A 20,411-nucleotide genomic window follows, 5' to 3' on the forward strand; every position below is an offset into this window, starting at 1 on the left:
ACTCATCTCCGCAGGAACTCCGGGGTCACCAGCAGCAGCGCGAGGCCGGTGCTGGCGCTTTCTGCCCGGGCAATGGCGGCGGCGCTGGCCGCGCCCAGCGCATCGCCCGGCAGCAGGCGCGGAGCCAGCGCGCGCGGGTCGACGCTGTTGCCCGCCAGCAAGGCGAGGCGCTGCGCGAGTTCGACACGGCGCACCAGCGCATCCGGCGCGGCCCAGCTTGCCGCGATGTCGTCATAGCCCGCGGGCGAGCCGGGGCGCCACACCGGCTGGCCCAACTGGTTGAGCAATTGCGCACCTTGCGCCGCCTTGAGCTCGTGGCGGCCCAGCCCGCGCAATGACGACACGGTCCAGTCCCAAGGGGTCTTGAACTTGGCCGGTCCGGCGTTCCAGCTTTCCGGTGATTCGACCAGCACGCGATAGACGGTGGGCAGGTCACCACTGCTGCGCAGGAAGGCCGCGGCGAGCCGGTCGACCAGCGCAGGCGGCGGGGCGTCGGCGACGAAGTGGCGCGCCAGCTTGGTGGCGACGTGGCGTGCGGTCGCGGGAGAGGCGGCGAGGTCGCGCAGGATCGCCAGGCCTTGGGCCTCGCCGCCCTCGGGGTAGCGACGGCCGAGCAAGGTGCGCGGGCCAGGTTCATGCAAGGCGGGGCGGAACTGGAAGCCGCCGGCTGGCGCATCGGCGGGAGTGCCCATGGGCAGGGGAGCGCCCTGCCCGCCTTGTCCCGTGGCCAGCGGCCCCGCCAGGCTCCAACCCGTGAGCGCCCGCGCAAACTCGGTGACCTCGGCCTGCGTGTAGCCGCTGCGCACACCCAGGGTGTGCAGTTCCAGGATTTCGCGCGCCAGGTTCTCGTTCAGGCCGCGCTGGCGTTCCGGGCTGCGTTCCGCGATGCGACGCGCAGCCACGCTGTTCGGCCCGACCGATTGCGCCTGGTCGAGGTAGACCAGCATGGCCGGATGACGCACCGCCGCCAGCAGCAGGTCATCGAAGCGGCCCAGCACATGCGGGCGGATGGCATCCGCCTCGTACGCGCCGGCCAGGTTGAGCACCAGGGGCTTCTCGACCGAGATGGCGAAATGATTGGCCCAGAAGTGCACCAGGCGCTCGACGAAGGGCGCGGGCGTGTCGAGCGCGCTCGCCAGGCGAGCATTGACGGCGCCGAAATAGTCCTCGCGCGCATCGCGGCGCAGCATCTGGCGCGCGGCCTGCCTGTCGGCGTCGGAGGCGTCGCGCAGCTTGCGCTGCTCGGCCTGGTAGTCGGCCAGCAGGAGGTCGGTGGGACGCCGGCCCTGCCAGGCCGGCGACTGGGCCTGGTAGCGCCCGAATTGGTCGAGCAGCCAGCGGCGCGGCTCGGCCGGCAACGGCTCGTCGGGGCGGGCGCCGAGTCCGAATCGGTTGAGGGCGATGGCGCTGGGGGTCATTGGCGCGGCTTTGCGCTCGAAGCGTGGCGGGTGTTGTTCAGCTGCGCCACGAAGCCTTGTTCAAACGCCGGCCCTGGATGCCCCGGCGCTCAGCCGAGAGCGTCGTTGACCTGTTCGTGAAACTCGGTCTGGCTCAGCGCCGTACCAAGCTCCCTCGGCAGCGCATCGCGCACCGAGAACACGCCCAGGATCTTCTTCCCCGCGACGAGCGGCAGGTGCCGGAAGCCGCGCTCCAGCATCAGCACCACGGCATCGGACACCAGCGTCTCCGGCGGCACGCAGAGCGGATTGGGGGTCATGACATCGCGCGCGGCGGTGCGTTCGGGGTCGAGTCCCTTGGCCAGCACGCGCGTCATCAGGTCGCGTTCGGTGAGGATGCCCAGCAGCAGGTCGGGTGGCTCCATGATGAGCACGCTGCCGCAGTTGGCGCGCGTCATCATGCATGCGGCATCGCGCACGGTGGCCTGCGGACCGATACAGACGACGTGCTTGCGAGGGATGGACTGGAAAACGGTACGTTCTGCCATGGGACGCCTCCTCGAATCAGTTTGATGTTGCGGCCGGCTTCCTGTCAACGCAAGGAGGCGTTGAGCCGCTCCAGCGCGGTGGCGCCCGGACACAACTCCGCCGGGCCCAGCGTGTTGAGCGGCCGGTCGCTGGTGTTGAGCGCGGTGTGCAGGTCGGTGGCGAGCGGGTCGACGTAGAGCAGGCCGGTCACCACCTCGCCCATCTGCTGGTGCTCCTGCATGTAGGCCATGGCGGCGTAGCGGTCGCCGGGGTTGTAGCCGGGGTGCAGGCTGCGCAGGCGCAGCAAGGTGCCGTCGTGCTGGCGCACGTCCATCACTTCACCCGGCGCCATGCTCACGCTGATCTCGTCGCGGCTGCTGATGAAGTCGATGCGGCTGACCGCCTCGTTGTGCTCGCGCACGTAGTCGTAGCTCTTGGTGCTGCCGGGGTGGTTGTTGAAGGCGACACAGGGGCTGATGACGTCGATGAAGGCGGCGCCACCGTGGCTGATGGCGCCCTTGATCAGTGGCACAAGTTGCGCCTTGTTTCCCGAAAAGCCGCGTCCCACATAGGTGGCACCCAGCTGCAGCGCCATCGCGACCAGGTCCACCGGGCTGTCGGAGTTGATGACGCCCTTCTTGCTTTTCGAACCCTGGTCCGCGGTGGCGGAGAACTGGCCCTTGGTAAGGCCATAGACGCCGTTGTTCTCGACGATGTAGGCCATGTTCACGCCGCGCCGCATCGCATGGGCGAACTGGCCCAGCCCGATGGAGGCGGAGTCGCCATCGCCGGAGACGCCGAGGTACAGCAGGTCGCGGTTGGCCAGGTTGGCGCCGGTGAGCACGCTGGGCATGCGGCCGTGCACCGTGTTGAAGCCGTGCGAAGCGCCGAGGAAGTAGTCCGGCGTCTTGCTGCTGCAGCCGATGCCGCTGAGCTTGGCGACGCGATGCGGCTCGATGTCCAGTTCCCAGCAGGCCTCGATGATCGCGGCCGAGATCGAGTCGTGGCCGCAGCCGGCGCACAGCGTGGAGATCTTGCCTTCGTAGTCGCGCCGCGTGTAGCCGACCTTGTTGGTGGCCAGCGTGGGATGGCGCAGGCGGGGCTTGGCGATGTAGGTCATGCATTCCCCTTCGGATCGGTGGCCTGCGCGCGGACATGCGAGCTGATGGATTGGACGATGAAGCGTGCCGTGATGGGCGTGCCGTCGAAATGCAGCACCTTGATGAGCTTGGCCGGGTCGATCTCGAGTTCGTTGACGAGCAGGCTGCGCATCTGCGCATCGCGGTTCTGTTCGACCACGTAGACGCGCCTGTGCCGTGCGACGAATTCCGGCACGCTGTCGGGGAACGGGAAGGCGCGCAGGCGCATCGCGTCGAGGTGGATGCCGTCTTCCTCCAATTCCGCCAGCGCCTCGTCCATCGACGGGCTGGTGGAGCCGAAATAGATGACGCCGATGTCGGTCGGCTGTGGGGCCGGGCGGAGCACGGGCTGCGGCACCATCGCGGCAGCGGTCGCGAACTTCTTCAGCAGCCGCTCCACGTTGTAGATGTAGTCCGGGCCGCGCTCCGAATAGCGGGCATACGGGTCGCGCGTGGTGCCGCGGGTGAAGTAGCTGCCCTTGGTCGGATGCGTGCCCGGCAGCGTGCGCCAGGGTATGCCGTCGCCATCGACGTCCTTGTAGCGGCCGAAATCCTTGCCCGCCTCCAATTCCTCGGCGGTCATGACCTTTCCGCGGTCGTAGGCCCTGGTTTCGTCCCATTCGAAGGGCTTGCAGAGGCGCTGGTTCATGCCGATGTCAAGATCGGTCATCAGGAACACCGGCGTCTGCAGGCGATCCGCCAGGTCCAGCGCCGCCGCCGCATGCTCGAAGCATTCGTGCGGGTCTTCCGGGAACAGCAGCACGTGCTTGGTGTCGCCGTGCGAGGCATAGGCGCAGCAGAGGATGTCAGCCTGTTGCGTACGTGTCGGCATGCCGGTGGAGGGGCCGCCACGTTGCACGTTGATGAGCGTGACCGGGATCTCCGCGAAATAGGCGAGCCCGATGAATTCGGTCATCAGCGAGACGCCCGGGCCCGAAGTGGCGGTGAAGGCACGCGCCCCGTTCCACCCTGCCCCGACCACCATGCCGATGGACGCAATCTCGTCCTCCGCCTGCACGATCGCGAACTTGTGCTGGCCGGTGTTGGCATCGACACGGAACTTCGCGCAGTACTTCTGGAAGGCCTCGGCCACCGAGGACGACGGCGTGATCGGGTACCAGGCGGCCACTGTGGCACCGCCGTATACGCAGCCCAGCGCGGCGGCGCTGTTGCCGTCCACGAAGATCTGGTTGCCGACCCGGTCGGCGCGGCGCACCTTGAGGCCCACGGGCTTGTCGCTCAGGTTTTCCCTGGCGAAGTCGCAGCCCAGGTTCAGGGCCTGGACGTTGGAAGCGAGCAGCCGTTCCTTACCCTTGTACTGCTCACTGAACAGCTTCTCCACCACAGCCGGATCGATGCCCAGCAGGATGGCCAGCGCACCGACATAGACGATGTTCTTGAACAACTGGCGCTGGCGCGGATCGTTGTAGACCGCGTTGCAGATCTCGGTCAGCGGCATGCCGATGACATGGATGTCGTCGCGGAACTTCGACGGCGGCAGCGGGCGCGTGCTGTCGTAGAACAGGTAGCCGCCGGGCGCCAGTTCGGCCACGTCGGCATCCCAGGTCTGCGGGTTCATCGCGACCATCATGTCGGTGCCGCCGCGCCGGCCCAGGTGGCCCTTTTCGGTCACGCGCACCTCGTACCAGGTCGGCAGGCCCTGGATGTTGCTGGGGAAGATGTTGCGCGGGCTCACCGGTACGCCCATGCGCAGGATGGCCTTGGCGAAGAGTTCGTTGGCCGAGGCGGAGCCGGAGCCGTTGACGTTGGCGAACTTGATGACGAAGTCGTTGACGGCTTCGATGCGGGTCATCGGCGGCCGTGCGCGCTCCATCGGTTCGGGCGCGCCCTTGGGTGGCAAGGTGGCACTCATGCAGGAACTCCTTGCGGCACTGGCTTGGCATCGCGGCATGCCGGGCCGGCCGGCGTCATCTTCAACAGGAACTTCTGCATGTCCCACGCGCCGGTCGGGCAGCGTTCGGCGCAGAGGCCGCAGTGCAGGCAGACGTCCTCGTCCTTGACCATCACCCTGCCCGTCTTGAGCCCGCCGGAGACGTAGAGGTCTTGCGCCAGGTTCAGGGCCGGCGCCTTCAGCCGGGGCCGCACCTCCGCTTCATCGCCGTTGGTGGTGAAGGTGATGCAGTCCATCGGGCAGATGTCCACGCAGGCGTCGCATTCGATGCAGGCGGTTTCGGCGAAGACGGTCTGCACGTCGCAGTTGAGGCAGCGCTCTGCTTCCTTGAAGGCGGTGGCGGCGTCGAATCCAAGTTCCACCTCGACGCGGATGCTGGCCAGTGCCTTCTCGGCCTTGGCCCAGGGCACCTTGTAGCGCAGGTCGTTGGAAGTGTCGTTGTCGTAGCTCCACTCGTGGATGCCCATCTTCTGCGAGACCAGGTTGGTCATCGGCGCAGGGCGCACGTAGATCGCTTCCGAATGCAGCAGCTTGTCGATGGACACCGCCGCCTCATGGCCGTGGGCCACCGCGGTGATGATGTTCTTGGGACCGAAGGCCGCATCGCCGCCGAAGAACACGTTGGGCACGGTGGACTGGAAGGTGTCCTTGTCCAGCTTTGGCAGGCCCCACTTGTCGAAGTCGATGCCGCAGTCGCGCTCGATCCATGGGAAGGAATTCTCCTGGCCCACGGCGACCAGCACGTCGTCGCATTCGAAGAAGGCGTCCGGCGCGCCAGTCGGCACCAGCTTGCGATTGCCCTTGTCGTCGTACTGCGCCTCGACGATCTCGAATTTCATGCCGACCAGCTTGCCACCCTCGTGCACGAAGGCCTTGGGCACATGGAAGTTGATGATCGGGATGCCTTCGTGCTGCGCGTCTTCCTTTTCCCAGGGCGAGGCCTTCATCTCCTCGAAGCCGCTGCGCACGATGACCTTCACGTCAGTGCCGCCGAGGCGTCGGGCCGAGCGGCAGCAGTCCATGGCGGTGTTGCCACCGCCCAGCACGATCACGCGCTGGCCGATCTTCGTGATGTGCCCGAAGGAGACGGAACTGAGCCAGTCGATGCCGATGTGGATGCTTGCCGCGGCCTCCTGCCGGCCGGGCAGATCGAGGTCGCGCCCGCGCGGCGCGCCGCAACCGACGAAGATCGCGTCCCAGTCCTGCGCCATCAGCGCCTTCATCGACTCGATGCGCTCACCGCTGCGGAAGTTCACCCCCAGGTCGAGGATGTAGCCGGTCTCTTCATCGATGACCGATTCGGGCAGCCGGAAGCGCGGGATTTGCGTGCGGATGAAGCCGCCGGCCTTGGCATCGCCTTCGAACACGGTGACGTCGTAGCCCAGCGGCGCCAGGTCGCGCGCCACGGTGAGCGAGGACGGCCCGGCGCCGATGCAGGCCACGCGCTTGCCGTTCTTGGGCGCCACCTGGGGCATCCGGGATCGGACGTCCTCCTTCATGTCGGCGGCCACGCGCTTGAGCCGGCAGATGGCCACCGGCTCCGGGTCCTGCGCATTGCTTTGCTCGACACGCCCGCGCCGGCAGGCCGGCTCGCAGGGCCGGTCGCAGGTGCGCCCGAGGATGCCTGGAAAGACGTTGGAAGCCCAGTTGATCATGTACGCATCGCCGTAACGGCGCTGCGCGATCAGGCGGATGTATTCCGGGACGGGCGTGTGGGCCGGACACGCGTACTGGCAATCGACCACCTTGTGAAAGTAGGTCGGATCTGCAATGTTTGTTCGCTGCAAGAAGATTCTCCTGTCTCCCGACCGCGTCCTGTACGTGGGGTTGGCGCAGTTCGTCCGCCAGTATGCGCCGTGACGGAGGGCGTGAATCGTTGGTGGATTCCCGCAGCGAATCAGTTCCCTGTCAGGCGCAGGCGTCGAGGATGAACTGCGGAACGGGGATGGCCTTCAGTCGGCCGCTCTCCTGCTTGACGCAGAGCGCACGGGTCTCGCGTCCCTCGCAGATCAGGGTGTCGCCACGCATCACGCGATGGCGCTGGATGAAGACCTTGCCGCGCCATTCCTCGACCTGGGTCTCGATGTCGAGGTGTTCACCATAAGTGGCCGAGGTCACGAAGCGGGTGTGGATCTCCAGCAACGGACAGCCGATGCAACCGGGCAATTCGGGCATCGAATGCCAGGGCGGCAGGCCGCATTGCATGAAGTAGTTGTGCGAGGCCGCATCCATCCAGCGCGAGAAGTTGGGGAAGAAGACGATGCCTGCGGGATCACAGTCGCCGAAGGTCACGGCGACGCGATGGATGATGGTTTTGCTCATGTGCGCTGATGCTCCTGTCGAAGCAGCGGATTCTGCCGCGCAATGCACCAGTCAATGGCTCGGCAAGCTCTGGTCCACCACCGTTCTGAGTTCCGCCATCAACGCGCGCGCACCCGGCGATGCAAGCGCACCACCGCGCTGCGTGATGCCGATCTTTCGGTCCGCTCGCTTGAGCGGATGGTTCAACACGGCCAGCGTGCCGGCCTCGATCTCGTAGTGCAGCTGGTGCGCCGAAATCGCGGTCACCATGTCGCTCTGCAACAGCAGGCCGCGCAGGATGGCCAGGTCACCGGTCTCCACCGTGGGCACGGGCGCAGGCTGCGCCGATTCGCGGAACGACTGCTCCAGCAGCTCGCGTGTCGGCGAACCCGGCCTCGAAAGAACCCACTGCGCCTGCCGCAAATCGTCGAAGCCGATGGAAGCCCGCTGCGCGAGCGGATGGCCCATCCGCGCGATCAGTGAAATGCGATCGTCGAACAGGGCTTCCTGCGTCAGGTCCGTTTCGCTGCCGGACGGCCGCAATGCGCCGAGGATGAAGTCGACATCGCCGCTGCGTAGCTGGGCCGCGAGCGCCTCGTAAGGGCTCTCGACCGTGCTCACATGCAGGCGCGGATGCTGCCTCACCAGCGCCGCGATGGCCGAGGGCAGGATCAAGGTCCGGCCCAGCGGCAAGGCGCCCACCACCACCCTGCCCTGCACCACGCCGCCGATCGCAGCGATGTCGGAATCGATGCTGCGCAGTTCCGCCAGGGCGCGCTTGAATCGGAACGCCAGTGCAAGCCCGGCGCGGGTCGGGGTCACGCCGCGCGCGGAACGCACGAACAGTTCACGGCCGCAACGGGCCTCCAGTTCACCGACCAGCGTGCTGACTGCCGGTTGCGTGATGCCGAAGGCTCGTGCCGCGGCCGGCATGTTCTGCATCTCCGACAGGCCGGCGAATACGGCCAGTCGACGCCCGCTGAACATGGCAGCCATCAGCGTCCTGGCATCGAGCCGCGACACATTGGCACCGCGCTGCAGTGGCTCCACAGGTGCGAGTTCCAGGCATGCCGCGGCGAATTCGTCCTCGACACGCCGCGCCCTCGCTTGCACGGCCTCGCCGAACGCATTGAGCAACATGCCGCGTGCCTTGCGCTCGAACAGCGGCGTGCCGAGGCTGTCCTCCAGTTCGGCCACGGCCCGAGTGATGGCGGACGCCACGCGGAACAGGCTTTCGGCCGCGCGCGTCACGCTCCCATGCACGGCCACGGCGGAGAACGCCTGCAGATGGCGCAGGTTGATGCGGACTGCGGTGGTATCCACCGCCGGCGCTGTTTCGATAAGTTTCCTTGGCGGCATTGGAAGGCGTTTTTACGCCATTGCCTCAGAGAAGCGTGCCGCCTTCGACAAAGGGTAAACCCTGGTCAATCAATGAATCAGAACGCAGAATAAGCAGAACTGACGCCGTTCCCTCGCCGGGTTGCGCACACTTGCGCCATGACTGGAGACACGCAAATGATCATCGACTGCCACGGCCACTACACCACCGCCCCCAAGGCACTGGAAGACTGGCGCAACCGCCAGATCAAGGGCATCGCCGATCCGGCGCTGATGCCCAAGGCGAGCGAACTGCGCATCAGCGACGACGAGCTTCGCGAATCGATCGAAGGCAACCAACTGCGGCTCATGAAGGAGCGCGGCCTCGACCTCACGCTGTTCTCGCCGCGCGCCAGTTTCATGGCGCACCACATCGGCGACTTCAACGTGTCCGCGACCTGGGCAGCGATCTGCAACGAGCTGTGCTATCGGGTGTCGCAACTCTTTCCCGACCACTTCGTGCCGGTTGCGATGCTGCCGCAGTCGCCCGGCGCGGACCCCGCCACCAGCATCCCCGAGTTGGAGAAGTGCGTGCGCGAGTACGGCAACGTCGGCATCAACCTGAACCCCGATCCCTCGGGCGGGCACTGGACCTCGCCGCCGCTGTCGGACCGGCACTGGTACTCGATCTACGAGAAGATGGTCGAGCACGACATTCCCGCGATGATCCATGTGTCGACGAGCTGCAACGCCTGCTTCCACACCACCGGCGCGCACTACCTGAACGCGGACACCACGGCCTTCATGCAGTGCCTGACCTCGGACCTGTTCAAGGACTTCCCGACGCTGCGCTTCCTCATTCCCCACGGCGGCGGCGCAGTGCCCTACCACTGGGGCCGCTTCCGCGGGCTGGCACAGGAGATGAAGAAGCCGCCGCTGCAGGAGCACCTGCTGAAGAACATCTTCTTCGACACCTGCGTCTACCACCAACCAGGCATCGACTTGCTGACCAAGGTGATCCCGGTCGACAACATCCTCTTCGCAAGCGAGATGATCGGCGCGGTGCGCGGCATCGACCCCGAGACCGGCCATTACTTCGACGACACCAAGCGCTACATCGCGGCGTCCTCGCTGGATGCGGCCTCGCGCCAGAAGATCTACGAAGGCAATGCACGCCGCGTGTTTCCCCGCCTGGACGCGGCCCTCAAGGCGCGTGCCGCCGAGACAGCCACGGAGCAAGCATGAGCATGAACAACCTGGGCATCGTCAAGCGCAACATCGTGCGCGCCGATGCGGACGCCGTCGAACACCTGTCGCGCTTCGGCTCGGCCACCGTGCATGAAGCCATGGGCCGCGTCGGCCTCATGAAGCCGTACATGCGCCCGATCTTCGTCGGCGCGCACGCTTGCGGAACGGCCGTCACCGTGCTGCTGCAGCCCGGCGACAACTGGATGATGCACGTGGCCGCCGAGCAGCTGAAGCCCGGCGACATCGTCATCGCCGCATGCACCAGCGAGAGCACCGACGGCTTCTTTGGCGACCTGCTCGCGACCTCATTCATGGCACGCGGTGCGCGCGGCCTGGTCATCGACGGCGGCGTGCGTGACGTGAAGGAGCTGACGGCCATGCCCTTTCCCGCGTGGAGCCGCGCGATCAGCGCCAAGGGCACGATCAAGGCAACGCTGGGTTCGGTCAACATTCCAGTGGTCTGTGCCGGAGCCGTGGTGAATCCGGGCGACGTGGTGCTGGCCGACGACGACGGCGTGGTCGTGGTACCGGCGGCGCTTGCCAGGCAGGTCGCCGATGCCGCACAGGCTCGCGAAGACAACGAGGCCGCCAAGCGCGCCAAGCTCGCTGCCGGCGTGCTGGGGCTGGACATGTACAACATGCGCGGCCCGCTGGAGCAGGCCGGCCTGCGCTACATCGACTGAAGGAGACATCCCCATGGCAAAGATCATCGGCTGCATCGGCACCTCGCATGTGCCCACCATCGGCGTGGCCTACGACAAGGGCAAGCAGCAGGACCCGGCCTGGAAGCCGCTCTTCGACGGCTACCTGCCGGTCGCGAAGTGGCTGGAGGAGCAGAAGGCCGACGTGCTGGTCATGTTCTACAACGACCACTGCACCAGCCTCTTCTTCGACCTCTACCCGACCTTCGCGATCGGCGTGGGCAAGGAGTTCCAGGTCGCCGACGAAGGCGCGGGCCTGCGCGACCTGCCCACCATCAAGGGCAACGTGGACTTGCAGGCGCACATCGCCGAGTCCCTGGTCAACGACGAGTTCGACATGACCATCTTCCAGGACAAGCCGATCGACCACGGCTGCGCCTCCCCCTTGCCCCTGCTGTGGCCGCACAAGCCGGACTGGCCCGGCACGGTGGTGCCGATCGCCATCAACGTGCTGCAGTTTCCGCTGCCGACGCCGCGGCGTTGCTGGCGCTTGGGCCAAGCCCTGCGCCGCGCGATCGAGTCGTACCCGCAGGACCTGCGCGTCGTCGTCGTCGGCACCGGCGGCCTGTCGCACCAGGTGCATGGCGAGCGCACCGGCTTCAACAACGAGGAATGGGACATGAAGTTCCTCGACCTGCTGGAGCATGACCCGGAGCAACTCACGCGGATGAAACATGCCGACTTCGTGCGCCTGGGCGGCGCGGAAAGCGTCGAGCAGATCATGTGGCTGGCGATGCGCGGCGCGATGAGTCCGACGGTGCGCAAGCTGCACCAGAACTACTACCTGGCGACCACCACCGCGATGACGGTCGTGCTGTTCGAGGACGGTGCGACTGCCACGACGAGCAGCCAGAAGACCGACGAGGTGGCTGCATGAACCCGCAACTCGCCGGCGTCGAGGACATCCCCGGCACCTACATCTTCGACATCCGCACCAGCAATCGCACGTTGAAGCTCAACCGCTTCTTCTGGCAGATGATCGGCAAGCCCTGGCGCGACCGCTTCGAGGCCGACCCCGAGCAACTGATGACCGAGGCCGGACTCAACGAGCGCGAGAAGGAACTCGTGCGCAAGCGCGACTGGCTGGGCCTGATCCAGTACGGTGCCAACTTCTTCGTGCTCGAGAAATTCGCGCGCGTGTCGAAGACCACCAACCTCGAGGTCTACGCCATCTTCCGTGGAGAGAGCTTCGAGGACTTCATGAAGACGCGGCGCGTGCCTGACGCGCGCTGAGGCTCGTCAGCGGCCACATCACGAAGTCAACAAGCTGGGGAAGTGATTGCGCCGGCCCGGCGCATGACCCGCGCCAGCGTGGCTTTCGGGCTCTCGCCGAACGAGGACTTGTAGAGCGCGCTGAACCGGCCCAGATGGAAGAAGCCGTTCTGCAGCGCAACGTCCGTGATCGTGGTGGCCTGCGTGGCCTGCAGCAGCGCCTGCCGCGCGCGTTCCAGGCGCACCTTGCGAAGGCAACTCATCGGCGTGCTGTTGCGCGCAGCCTGGAAGGCGAACTGCAGCGCCCGCACGCTCACGCCGAGTTCGCGCGCCACCTCGGCAATGGTCAAGGGCCGCGCCGCATGTTCCTGCATGTAGGCCTCGGCCCGGCGCACCAGCCGCGACGGCATCGGGCCAGGCTGTGAAGGGCGCGCGAGTTCCTCGCTGAAATTGTGGGGATGGCATTGCAGCAGCAGCGTCAGCAGGAACTCCTGCAGCGACGCCTCCGCCACCGGCGGCAAGGACACGCTGCCGGTCGTCTCCAGCAGGGCCAGCGTCGAGCCCCAGATGCGCTCCAGCCCTTCCGAGAACGGCCGCAGTTCGAAGCGCAGCGATTCATCGAGCGGACGCCCCAGCCAACCGCTGCACAGCGCCTCCAGCTTCTGCGCATCAGGCTTGATGGTCGCCTGCGAAAAGGTCGCGCCAAAATCGAAATCGGTGCCGACGTTGGCCGACACCGGCACCGTCTGCCCGGGCTGCCAGACCGCGCGCCGCCCACCCTGGCGAACACTGCCCGCGCCATCCAGGCAGCGCATCACAAGAAACAGATCGGGGAAGTTGCCGGCATCGACGTGCACCGGCGCGCCGTAGCGCAGGCGCACGATCGGCGCGCTCACGTCGAGCGTGGTGTCGATGGCGCGCGCCTTCCGGTCGAGCGCCAGTTCGTGCTCGCAGTACACCTCCCCGACGGCCTGAATGGCTTCGTCGAGATCGCGGGTGTGGACATGCGCGAGGGCCATGCGTGGGCAGCTCTTTCCTGGCAATCCGGGACTGGCGGCGCACGCATTCTTCATGCCGCTGCCGGTGCGCCATCGACAGCCGGGTCATCCTGTGCCGACACGTCCAGCGCAACGATCCGGGCTAACCCTTAATTCGTCGCTTTCGCAATTCGGACAGCGCGGCGCTTCGTGGATAGCGAGGCCACGGGCACGCCCCGAACAATGGCACACCACTGATGAGGAGCCACGCCATGACAAGTGACACGCCCGCCGGCCGCGCCCAAGCCATCGGCCGGCAACTGGACCACATCGAGGCCCGTCTCATGGCCGGCCACCTCGATCGACGCGGCTTCATCCGCATGGCGACGATGCTCGGCGTCGGCACGCTGGCCGCCACGACGATGGCCGACAAGGCCCTGGCGATCGGCGCGAACCAGGCCGAGTTGAAGCGCGAACTGCAGCCGCGCTACGACTACATCGTCTGCGGCAGCGGCTCTTCCGGCTCGGTGGTGGCGCGCCGACTCGCGGAAGACACCGGCGTGCAGGTGCTGCTGCTCGAAGCCGGCGGTGCGGCCGATGCGCCGAGCATCCTCAACCCGGCCGTCTGGTACACCAATATCGGCGGCCCCTTCGACTGGGGCTACAAGACCATGCCCCGCCCCGGTCTCAACAACCGCTCCATCGCGATGCCGATGGGCAAGGCCATCGGAGGCGGCAGCAGCATCAACGCCACGGTGTGGGCGCGCGGCCACAAGAACGACTATGACCGTTGGGCGCGCGAGACCGGCGACCCGGCCTGGGGCTACCAGCACGTCCTGGAGATCTTCAAGCGCATCGAGGACCGGCAGGGCGAGCCCGACCCGGCACGGCGCGGCAAGGGCGGCCTGGTCTTCATGCAGCCGGCGCCGGACGCGAGCCCCCTCGCCCCGGCCATGGTGCAGGGCTGCGCAGCCATCGGCATTCCCGCCTTTGCCGACCACAACGGCGCGATGATGGAAGGCGCGGGCGGCGCCGCCATCGCCAACCTGTGCATCGGCAAGGACGGCCGTCGCCGCAACGTGCCCTCCCACTACCTCTACCCGATCATGGACCAGCCGAATCTGACGATCCTCACGCAGGCGCTGGTCCACAAGGTCACGCTGCAGGGCAAGAAGGCGGTCGGCGTGGAGTTCGAATGGGACGGGCGGGTGCGCAAGATCGGCGTGGCGCGCGAGGTGGTGTTGTCCACCGGCGCCATCAACACGCCGCGCATCCTGATGGCTTCCGGCATCGGCGACGCGAAGGAACTCGTGCGCCTCGGCACGCCCGTGGTCGCCAACCTGCCCGGCGTGGGCCAGAACTTCCAGGACCATACCATGGTCGCGGCCTGTATGTGGGAGCCGCCGGAACAGGCGCCGGCGCGCAACAACTCGGCGGAGGCCACCTTCTTCTGGAAGAGCGACCCGAAGCTGCCGACGCCCGACCTGCAACCCTTCCAGATCGAGATCCCCTTCTCCTCCGAGATCACCTCGAAGCAGGCCGTGCCGACGGCCTGGACCATCGGCCCCGGCATCGTGCAACCGAAGACGCGCGGCTTCCTGCGCTTCACTTCCACCGACCCCAAGGCCGGCGTCGAGATCCACGCCAAGGTGCTGGAGCACCCGGACGACATGGCCGCCATGCGCAAGGCCATCGAGTTGTGCCGCGAGATCGGCAACTCGGCGCCGATGAAGCCCTTCGTCAAGCGCGAGGTCATGCCCGGCCCGATCAAGGGCGCGGAACTCGACGACTTTATCCGCAACGCGGCCGTGTCGTACTTCCACGCGACCTGCACCGCGAAGATGGGCAAGGACAAGATGTCGGTGGTCGACGCCAAGCTGCGCGTCCATGGTGTCCAGGACCTGCGCATCGCGGACGGCTCGGTCATGCCGCACATCACCACGGGGAACACGATGGCGCCCTGCGTGATCATCGGAGAGCGGCTGGCGGAGATCGTGAAGGCGGGGTGATGCGTTTGGGGGCATGCGCATCGCGCCCCGCAACCCAGCGCATCCGCGGCCGGCCGTGAAGGTCATGGCAGGCGCCACGTCATACGCGTCGCCCTGCAAGGCGCGCAGTGAGTGGCTGGCCATGCGTCACAAGACGACGCGCCTCCGGCGGCCCGTTCCAAGCATCCCCCATGCCGGCGATGCCTTGGCGCGCCGAGCGCGCAGTCACTGAAATTGCGCCGCCTGCGCCGAGCAGTCGCAGGCCGCCGGGTCCCGAACCGCCCCCGGCACAACGCCGCGACACCCGGCCATTGCAATTCTTGAATTCAATGCGCGCCTACACGGGTCACGAGATTTTTTCAATTCTCCAGAAGTTCTTTTCAAGGCTTGCCTATGCGGATCGCCACGTCAATCGGAAGAAATTCCGCCAGCCTCAACAAAAAATTGCCCGCAACCTTGCAACAGCCTTACAGGTGCGGTAAATTCTGTAACAAGGGGAGACGCAAAATTAGAATGAAAATGTCAAGATATTTAACTCGTGTTTTTACAATTGTTGCAATATTGTTGGCAGGTGGTTGCGGCGGCGCCGACAACAACGGCTCCGCATCCATGCCGGCAACAACAAGTTCAAGCCACACGGCCCCACCCGTCGTTGCGGAAGGCGTGGCCGGAAATTCAACAATAAGCCGCGACGCCCGGCTGGAAGGCTATGCCAAGGCGAGCTCCGTTTGGCCGAGCACGACGATCAAGGTTTGCTGGGTCATGGAGCCCGCGGAATTTGCAAGCTCCGAGGAACAGAGACTTGTGGTTCAGCGAGCGGTCGCCGAAACATGGTCGAGCGTCTCGCAGGTTCGCTTCACCAGCTGGGGGCGGTGCACGGGCTATTACGCGGACGGCGACATCAAGATTGCTGTCGAGGATAGCTATTTCCAAGGGCCTCGCGCATACATTGGAACGCAAGGCTATCCTGGCTCTCCCACGATGTGGCTCAATTTCAAATTCGAGAGCTGGCCGTGCTATCGCGGCATCAACGAGTGCACGCGAATCGTTGCAATACACGAATTCGGACATGCCCTGGGATTTGTCCATGAGCAACTCCGCCCTGACACGCCGAGTTCACCACCGCCGGACTCCACCATCTCGCAGGTCGTCTGGGACGATTGCAGGGCACCGAGAAACGACCCGACGGGGGACACGATGATCGGCGCCTGGGATTTGTATTCCGTGATGAATTATTGCAATCCGAAATGGATGGGCGAAGGCAAGCTCAGTGCAACGGATATTGCAATGGCCCAGAAGTTCTACGGCGTGCCCGTCAACATTGTGCCGGTCATCGCCATGCTGCTGTATGAATAAGTCGATCGAGCCCGATCAAGCCAACCCTTCCAATTCAAACCAAGAAAAGTGATTGCCATGAACTTCCCTGAATCCACCCTGGGCACGCCTCGCAGCCGTGCCACGAGCCTCCGCCGTCGCCTGGCCCTGGGCGCGGCCGCCGCCGCATGCCTGTGCACTGCCAATATCAGCATGGCGCAGACAACCTATTTCACCGAAGGCACCAAGACCATCGCCAAATTGGGCGTCCAGGGCACCCAGGCCTATCTCAGTTTTGTGGAGCCGCTGACCGCGAATTGCAGATGGGGCTATCTCTACATCGCTCCCGACCGCAAGGTCATGTACTCTCAATTCCTGGCGGCAAAGATTTCCAACAAGCGTGTCAGCCGGGTTGACTACAGCCAGCCCGGCGGTACCGGAACGCAATGCTTTGCGGATATCGTGGAACTGAGCGAATAATTCAGTTCCACATGGGATTCGTCGCAAACCACTTTGCTCGAATCCTTGCAGCACCGAATGATCGACAAGAGCATTCAATTCCAATTGGGGTATCCGAACGCTTCTTGCCGATCTGCGAGGGTCGTGCCTTGTTGCCCTCGCGAGAATTTCTTCGGTGAAACAGCAATAATTCGATACGACTCCAAGTCGCCTGGGTGGCGTCTTCTCCTCCCCCGGACCCCACCCAAGTGCATGGACCAATGCTTGAAACAATTGCCGTTCGGGAATTCTTGTCGACGTGATTGAATGATTTGCTTCGGACAATCATCGCCTGATCTGCCGATGCGGATTGTGCAGCCATCCACACCGATATCGGGTCGCAGGTCGTCCCATGAAGCTGGCAATCGATCGGCGCAGACGGGGTGCGAATTATTTTCCGCCCGAACAACAGATGGCATCTCGCTGAGTCGCCGTACCGCCGCGCCCCGGGAAGCATCACGCATTCCCATCAAGCTCTGAATGCGACCCAAACGGGCCACGCAGGGGGAGCGTACAGCCAACTCTGAAACGAGAAAGCCTTGACGCATGCTTGCCTCTTCAATTCACAATCATGTCGTCGCGGCATGCTGCGGAGTGACAGGATTCTTCGGGTTTGGGTCCGGATTCGCGTATTCAGGGTGCCACTTAGACGCTTGAATTAGACCCTTGGTACTTGACATCGCGTGAGCACCCGCGCCAAGGATTCAATTGCCTGCTTCGTCCCGGATCAAAGCCCCAATTGGCGCGCAGCCAAGTCCTTCATCACCTCCTCCGACCCACCGCCGATCATCATCACTTTGACCTCGCGGTAGATGCGTTCGCTCCGTGTGCCGCGCATGAAGCCCATGCCACCCAGCAATTGCACGGCCTGGTCGGCGCAGAACTGCATGGCCTGCGTCGCCAACACCTTGGCCATGCAGACGCGGGCGACCAATTGCGCAGGATCGGCGAGCTTGTGCTCGATCCGGTAGGACAGGTCGTAGACCAACGCGCGGGCGGCGTCGATGCGCAAGGTCATGTCCATCAGCTTGTGGCGCACCACCTGCCGCTCCGACAGGGGGCTGCCGGCGATCGTGCGCTGGCGGGCCCAGTCGACCGCTTCCTCCAGGCAGACCTCGGCATAGCCATAGGCCAGCGCCGACATCATCAGCCGCTCGTTGTTGAAGTTCTGCATGAAAGTCTTGAAGCCCTTGTTCTCTTCGCCGACCAGGTTGGCGACGGGCACGCGGCAGTTGTCGAAGCGCAGGTGCGCGGTGTCGGAACTCCACCAGCCCATCTTCTTGAGGGCGGTGCGCGTGAGGCCGGGCGTGTCGCCCTCGACCAGCAGCGCGGAGATGCCGCTGGCGCCTTTCACGGCGGGGTTGGTGCGCACGGCGACCGTCAGGTAGTCGGCACGCATGCCCGAGGTGATGAAGGTCTTCTCGCCGTTCAGCACATAGTGGTCGCCATCTCGCACGGCGGTGGTCCGCAGGTTGGCGACGTCCGACCCGCCCGAGGGCTCGGTCACGGCCAGCGCCGCGATCTTCTCGCCGCGCAGCACGGGCGGGATGACGCGCTGCTTGATCGCCTCGCTGCCGGCCTTCAGGATCGGCGGCAGCCCGATGCTGTGCGACAGCAGCGAGGCCTGCATGCCGCCGCAAGCGGCGCGTGCGAATTCCTCGGCAAGGATCAGGCCGTAGAAGGTGTCGGCCGGTGTCCCACCGTATTCCTCCGGATAACCCAGGCCCAGCACGCCGACCTCGGCGGCGCGGGTGTACAGCGAGCGCGGGAAGGTCTCGGCCTCGTCCCATTCGTTGACGAAGGGCCGGATCTCGCGCGAGACGAAATCGCGCAGGCTGGAACGGAACTGCTCGTGCTCCGGGGTGAAATAGAACGGCAACGGCGGCGCGTCGAGGAATTCCATGCATGTCTCCTTGGTTCGCGGCGAGGCTAGTGCCGCGGGCCGGGGCCGTCTTGTGCCCACTGGCTACTGCCAGCGAGTTGGCACAAGCCGAGCGACCTGACGCTGGCTAAGCTGCGTCCAGCAACATCACTCGACGAGACAAGCAAATGCCCTCCCCCTCCAGCAATCCAGACCCGTCCACATCCAAGGTCGTGCGCATCGGCGGCGCCTCCGGTTTCTGGGGCGACAGCATGGTGGCCGCGCCGCAGCTGGTGAAGCTGGGCCGGCTCGACTACCTGGTGTTCGACTACCTGGCCGAAACCACCATGGCCATCCTCGCCGCCGCACGCGCCAAGAAACCGGAGATGGGCTACGCCACCGATTTCGTCGACATCGCGATGAAGTCCGTGCTGGCCGAGGTCAAGCGCCAGGGCATCAAGGTCATCAGCAATGCCGGCGGCATCAATCCGCAGGGTTGCGCGGACGCACTGCGGGCGCTCGCCGAGGCGGAAGGCATTTCACTGAAGATCGCGGTCATCGAGGGCGACGACGTGTCCGCCCGCATGCCCGAATTGCGGGCCAATGGTGCCAAGGACATGTTCACCGGCGAGTCGCTGCCAGAGAAGGTGTTGAGCGCCAATGCCTACCTCGGCGCCACGCCGATCGCGGCGGCGCTGGCGGCCGGCGCGGAGGTCGTCATCACCGGCCGCTGCGTCGACAGCGCCGTCACGCTCGGCGCCTTGATGCACGAGTTCGGCTGGGACGCGGACCAATACGACCTGCTCGCCTCCGGCAGCCTGGCCGGCCACATCATCGAATGCGGCTGCCAGGCCACCGGCGGCCTGCACACCGACTGGGAGGACATCCCCGACTGGGCCAACATGGGCTATCCGGTCATCGAATGCCATGCCGACGGCAGCTTCATCGTGACCAAGCCGGAGCCCACCGGCGGCAAGGTGATCCGCGCCAACGTCGTCGAGCAGATGCTCTACGAGATCGGCGACCCCGGCGCCTACCTGCTGCCCGACGTGAGCTGCGACTTCCGCGACGTGCTGATCGAGCAGCAGGGTGACAACCGCGTGCGCGTGGGCCCGGCCAAGGGCCGCGCACCCACGCCCTCCTACAAGGTCTCGGCCACGCAGCTCGACGGCTTCCGCTGCGCCGCCAGCATGGTCATCGTCGGCATCGATGCCGAAAAGAAGGCGCGCCGCACGGCGGAGGCGATCGTCGAGCGCACCGGCAACATCCTGCGCCAGCTCGGCATGCCGCCGTTCACGTCCACCTACATCGAAGTCCTCGGCGCGGAGTCGCTCTACGGTCCGCATTCGCGCGCGCACCAGGCACGCGAGGTGATGATGCGCGTCGTCGCGAACCATCCCCAGAAGGCCGCGCTGACGATGTTCGCGCGCGAGATCTCGCCGGCCGGCACCTCCTGGTCGCCGGGCACCACCGGCCCCGGCGGCGGCCGCGCCGGCGTATCGCCGCTGATCAAGCCCTTCTCGTTCACGCTCGACAAGCAGACGGTGCCCGTGTCCTTCGTGATGGACGGAGAGCGCCATCCGGTGACGATGGCCAGCGGCACGGGCGATGGCGCCACGCACGGCGTCACGACGCCCGCCGAGTGGAAAGACCCCGCCGGCGAGCAGATGCGCGAAGTGCGCCTCATCGACCTGGCCTGGGCGCGCAGCGGGGACAAGGGCAACCTCTCCAACATCGGCATCGTCGCGCGCAAACCCGAGTGGCTGCCCCTGCTGTGGGATCGCGTGAGCGAGTCGGCCGTTGGCGACTACTTCGCCCACCTGGCGCACGGCAAGGTCGAGCGCTTCCACCTGCCCGGCACGGCATCGATGAACCTGCTGCTGCATGACGCGCTCGACGGCGGCGGTCCCTCTTCGATGCGCCTCGATCCGCTGGGCAAGGGCATGGCGCAGATGCTGCTCGACATGACGATCCAGGTGCCGGATTCGGTCGCCGCGCAACTGCGATAGCGCCACATG

Annotated in this window: 18 protein-coding genes; 9 read left to right on the plus strand and 9 right to left on the minus strand. The window is 65.8% G+C overall.

Going from position 1 to position 20,411, the window contains the following annotated elements; translation table 11 throughout:
- Positions 1-2: 2 nt before the first annotated feature.
- The 7 genes from WKW79_RS02115 to WKW79_RS02145 all read right to left on the minus strand — a co-directional run bounded on the left by WKW79_RS02115 (position 3) and on the right by WKW79_RS02145 (position 8,600).
- A complete protein-coding gene (locus WKW79_RS02115; protein WP_340333440.1) occupies positions 3-1,418 on the minus strand; it encodes a DUF1800 domain-containing protein in 1,416 nt (471 codons plus the stop codon).
- Positions 1,419-1,507: 89 nt separating this feature from the next.
- Positions 1,508-1,945, minus strand: a complete 438-nt coding sequence (locus tag WKW79_RS02120; RefSeq protein WP_340333441.1) for a CBS domain-containing protein — start codon at positions 1,943-1,945, stop codon at positions 1,508-1,510.
- 44 nt (positions 1,946-1,989) lie between these two features.
- The gene (locus WKW79_RS02125) at positions 1,990-3,045 is read right to left on the minus strand and encodes a 2-oxoacid:ferredoxin oxidoreductase subunit beta (protein WP_340333442.1); all 1,056 of its coding nucleotides are present in this window, start codon (positions 3,043-3,045) and stop codon (positions 1,990-1,992) included.
- Positions 3,042-4,877, minus strand: a complete 1,836-nt coding sequence (locus tag WKW79_RS02130; protein WP_340333837.1) for a 2-oxoacid:acceptor oxidoreductase subunit alpha — start codon at positions 4,875-4,877, stop codon at positions 3,042-3,044. The genes WKW79_RS02125 and WKW79_RS02130 overlap by 4 nt, the downstream gene beginning before the upstream one ends.
- 56 nt (positions 4,878-4,933) lie before the next feature.
- On the minus strand, positions 4,934-6,763 hold the full coding sequence (locus WKW79_RS02135; RefSeq protein ID WP_340333443.1) for an FAD-dependent oxidoreductase: 1,830 nt from the start codon (positions 6,761-6,763) through the stop codon (positions 4,934-4,936).
- Positions 6,764-6,884: 121 nt separating this feature from the next.
- Complete coding sequence (locus WKW79_RS02140) at positions 6,885-7,298, minus strand: acyl-CoA thioesterase (RefSeq protein ID WP_340333444.1); 414 nt, start codon at positions 7,296-7,298, stop codon at positions 6,885-6,887.
- Positions 7,299-7,349: 51 nt separating this feature from the next.
- Positions 7,350-8,600, minus strand: a complete 1,251-nt coding sequence (locus WKW79_RS02145) for a LysR family transcriptional regulator (protein WP_340333445.1) — start codon at positions 8,598-8,600, stop codon at positions 7,350-7,352.
- A 192-nt stretch (positions 8,601-8,792) separates the two neighbouring features.
- On the opposite strand from WKW79_RS02145, the gene WKW79_RS02150 reads away from it, so the two are divergent.
- From WKW79_RS02150 to WKW79_RS02165, 4 genes are read left to right on the plus strand one after another with little or no spacing between them, the layout of a single operon-like run.
- A complete protein-coding gene (locus tag WKW79_RS02150) occupies positions 8,793-9,839 on the plus strand; it encodes an amidohydrolase family protein (RefSeq protein ID WP_340333446.1) in 1,047 nt (348 codons plus the stop codon).
- A 2-nt stretch (positions 9,840-9,841) separates the two neighbouring features.
- Positions 9,842-10,525: a 4-carboxy-4-hydroxy-2-oxoadipate aldolase/oxaloacetate decarboxylase gene (gene ligK, locus WKW79_RS02155; protein ID WP_340333838.1), complete on the plus strand. Its 684-nt coding sequence runs from the start codon at positions 9,842-9,844 to the stop codon at positions 10,523-10,525.
- A 13-nt stretch (positions 10,526-10,538) separates the two neighbouring features.
- Positions 10,539-11,420, plus strand: coding sequence for a gallate dioxygenase (locus WKW79_RS02160; protein ID WP_340333447.1), 882 nt, complete (start codon positions 10,539-10,541; stop codon positions 11,418-11,420).
- The gene (locus tag WKW79_RS02165; protein ID WP_340333448.1) at positions 11,417-11,776 is read left to right on the plus strand and encodes a protocatechuate 3,4-dioxygenase; all 360 of its coding nucleotides are present in this window, start codon (positions 11,417-11,419) and stop codon (positions 11,774-11,776) included. The genes WKW79_RS02160 and WKW79_RS02165 overlap by 4 nt, the downstream gene beginning before the upstream one ends.
- A 26-nt stretch (positions 11,777-11,802) precedes the next feature.
- On the opposite strand, the gene WKW79_RS02170 is transcribed toward WKW79_RS02165, so the two are convergent.
- Entirely contained in the window at positions 11,803-12,774 is a 972-nt protein-coding gene (locus WKW79_RS02170) for an AraC family transcriptional regulator (protein WP_340333449.1), read from the minus strand.
- Positions 12,775-13,004: 230 nt separating this feature from the next.
- Here WKW79_RS02170 and WKW79_RS02175 point away from each other — a divergent pair, with 230 nt between their 5' ends.
- The 4 genes from WKW79_RS02175 to WKW79_RS02190 all read left to right on the plus strand — a co-directional run bounded on the left by WKW79_RS02175 (position 13,005) and on the right by WKW79_RS02190 (position 16,514).
- Complete coding sequence (locus WKW79_RS02175) at positions 13,005-14,741, plus strand: GMC family oxidoreductase (RefSeq protein WP_340333450.1); 1,737 nt, start codon at positions 13,005-13,007, stop codon at positions 14,739-14,741.
- 170 nt (positions 14,742-14,911) lie between these two features.
- The gene (locus WKW79_RS02180; RefSeq protein ID WP_340333451.1) at positions 14,912-15,202 is read left to right on the plus strand and encodes a hypothetical protein; all 291 of its coding nucleotides are present in this window, start codon (positions 14,912-14,914) and stop codon (positions 15,200-15,202) included.
- A gap of 31 nt (positions 15,203-15,233) precedes the next feature.
- Positions 15,234-16,076: a matrixin family metalloprotease gene (locus WKW79_RS02185; RefSeq protein WP_340333452.1), complete on the plus strand. Its 843-nt coding sequence runs from the start codon at positions 15,234-15,236 to the stop codon at positions 16,074-16,076.
- Between the two features lie 57 nt (positions 16,077-16,133).
- Entirely contained in the window at positions 16,134-16,514 is a 381-nt protein-coding gene (locus tag WKW79_RS02190) for a hypothetical protein (protein WP_340333453.1), read from the plus strand.
- 745 nt (positions 16,515-17,259) lie between these two features.
- Here WKW79_RS02190 and WKW79_RS02195 read toward each other — a convergent pair.
- Entirely contained in the window at positions 17,260-18,435 is a 1,176-nt protein-coding gene (locus WKW79_RS02195) for an acyl-CoA dehydrogenase family protein (protein ID WP_340333454.1), read from the minus strand.
- A gap of 146 nt (positions 18,436-18,581) precedes the next feature.
- On the opposite strand from WKW79_RS02195, the gene WKW79_RS02200 reads away from it, so the two are divergent.
- A complete protein-coding gene (locus WKW79_RS02200) occupies positions 18,582-20,402 on the plus strand; it encodes an acyclic terpene utilization AtuA family protein (RefSeq protein ID WP_340333455.1) in 1,821 nt (606 codons plus the stop codon).
- Positions 20,403-20,411: the final 9 nt, after the last annotated feature.

Source organism: Variovorax robiniae (assembly GCF_037889955.1).
Classification (GTDB): Bacteria; Pseudomonadota; Gammaproteobacteria; order Burkholderiales; family Burkholderiaceae_C; genus Variovorax; species Variovorax robiniae.